The sequence below is a fragment of the Actinomycetospora sp. genome (assembly GCF_055612215.1).
Genome location: NZ_JBVPVA010000069.1, coordinates 1 through 2,236, shown reverse-complemented (window position 1 = coordinate 2,236; position 2,236 = coordinate 1). Strand labels below are relative to the sequence as shown.

Sequence of the window (2,236 nt, the reverse complement as noted above, 5' to 3'; positions counted from 1 at the left end):
CGATCGACGAACCCGCCCGGGTCGCCGGCCACGTCGCCGCCGCGGCCGGGGTCGAGGTCGTCCCCGGGACGCGGACGGTCGATGCCCTGGCCGCGTTCAGCCGCCTCCGGCCGGTCCTCCTCGTGCTCGACAACTGCGAGCACCTGGGGGCGGCGGTGGCCGTCCTCCTCGACGAGCTCCTCGCGGGCGACCCGGCGCTCACCGTGCTCAGCACCAGCCGGGAGCCCCTCGACGTCGAGGGCGAGCACGTCCGGGAGGTCGCCCCGCTGGCGGTCCCCGAGGGAGACCGGGCGCGCGACCTCGCCGCGAGTCCCGCGGCCGCGCTGTTCCTGGCCCGCCTCGCACCGGCCCCCGACCCCGCCACGATGACCGAGGACCACCGCCGGGCCGTCGCCGAGACGTGCCGGCTCACCGGCGGGCTCCCCCTCGCGCTCGAGCTCGCCGCCGCGCGCGCCCGGGTGTACTCCCTCCCCGAGGTCGCGGACATGCTGCGCGCGCACCCGATCGCCCTCGGCGACCCCACCCGCGCAGAGACGCGTCACGCCAACCTGCGGGCCGCCATCGAGGACAACCACCACCTCGCCACCGCCGACGAGCGGATCGTCCACCGCCGCCTCGCGGTCCTCCCCGGGGAGTTCACCCTCGAGGCCGCCACCGCCGTCTGCGCCATCCCGCCGCTGGGCAGCGACCGGATCCCCGACCTGCTGGCCGGCCTCGTGCGTCGCTCCCTGCTCAGGTCCACGCCTCCCGCGGACGCACGGGACCACACCCGCTTCCACCAGCTCACGCCGCTGCGCGCGCACGCCGACGAGGCCCTGCACCTCGACACGCAGGAGGAACGTCGGGTCCGGGCGGCCCGCGACCGCTGGGTGTTCGACGTGATCGCCTCCGGGCCCTGCACGGGCCGCCCCGGGCAGGCGCACTGGTACCAGTGGCTCGACGAGCACTGGGGCACCGTGGCCGCGGTCCTGTCCGATGCGCTGCCCACCTCCGCGGACGGCCCGGCGCGCGGGAGCGAGGAGGGCCTCGTGGCCGTCACCCGCCTCGTCGTCTACTGGTACCAGCGCGAGCGCAGTGCGGACGCGGCGCACTGGCTCCCCCGGGCCGCCGAGATCGCCCGCGCCGGCGCCGTCGACCCCTTCGTCGCCGCCTGCACGAGCACCGCCCACAGCACGTGGCTCGCGCTCAACCAGGACATGACCAGCGCCCGGCCGGGTCTCGAGGCCGGCCTCGACGCCCTGCGCGGCGGCCCGCCCGGCCGGCGGTCCGACGCCGCCGAGGTCCTCCTCGCCGCGGCGGCCGGGGCGTGGGTCGGCGACGACTACGCCCTGGCCCGCCGCCTCGCCGACGCCACCCGCACGCTCGGCGAGACCCTCGCGGACCCGCACGTCGCGCTCGTCGCGCGGGCCGTGTACGCGGCGACCGGCCTCTTCCTCGACGGGCCCGGCTCCGCGCGGGAGGCGGCCGACGCGGTCGGCGAGGACAACGCCCGGGTGGGCAACGACCTCGTCGCGCTCCTGGTCGCCGTCACCCACGCCGTGGCCGCCCTCCTCGAGCCCGACCCACCTGCGGGGCTGCGGTGGACGAGCGAGACCCTGCGCATCCAGCGGCGGATGGGTGCCCGGGACCACGGCGACACCCTCGAGCAGCGGGCCGGGCACCACCTCAACGCCCACCAGCCCCTCGAGGCCGCCCGGTGTTACGGCGCCGCCCGGGCCATGCACACGCGCCTCGGCCGCGCCTGGCCCCGCCACCCCGGGAGCACCGAACGGCTCGCGACGCTGCGGGAGCAGCTCGGCGAGGTCGCCTTCGCCGAGGCCCTCGCGAGCGGGGAACGCCTCGCCGCCCACCCGGACCTCGAGGTCTGGCTGGACTGAGCGCACGAGGGTCACCGCCCTCGAGGCTCGGCACCGTCGCCGAGGTGGAGGGCGTAGTCCCACGCCGAGGGGTCACGACCCACCAGGCGACACGTCCCGAGCCGCTGACGAGCCAGGAGCTGTCGGACGGGGCGGTTGCCGGGCTCCACGGTGGCGCACACCGTCCAGCCGACCCAGCGCGACCGGCCGAGCTCGATGGTGAGCAGGCTGGTGGCGACGTGCCGGTGCTGCCACGCGTCGGCCACGAGGAGGCTGGCCTCGACCTGTCGGTCGCGCACCACGACGAGGTTGAGCAACCCGACGGGTGTGCCCTCGACCAGCGCGAGGGCCGCCGCGCCGGCCGGCGGCCCGACCAGCAG

1 protein-coding gene and 1 pseudogene are annotated in these 2,236 nt (G+C 77.5%); one reads left to right on the top strand and one right to left on the bottom strand.

Going from position 1 to position 2,236, the window contains the following annotated elements:
- Positions 1–1,877, top strand: a 1,877-nt coding sequence (locus AC0CYZ_RS01475; protein WP_472211484.1) for an ATP-binding protein, incomplete at its 5' end; no start/stop codon positions are given.
- 11 nt (positions 1,878–1,888) lie between these two features.
- Here AC0CYZ_RS01475 and AC0CYZ_RS01470 read toward each other — a convergent pair.
- Positions 1,889–2,236 (bottom strand): annotated as a pseudogene (locus AC0CYZ_RS01470) (hypothetical protein); the annotation flags it as partial.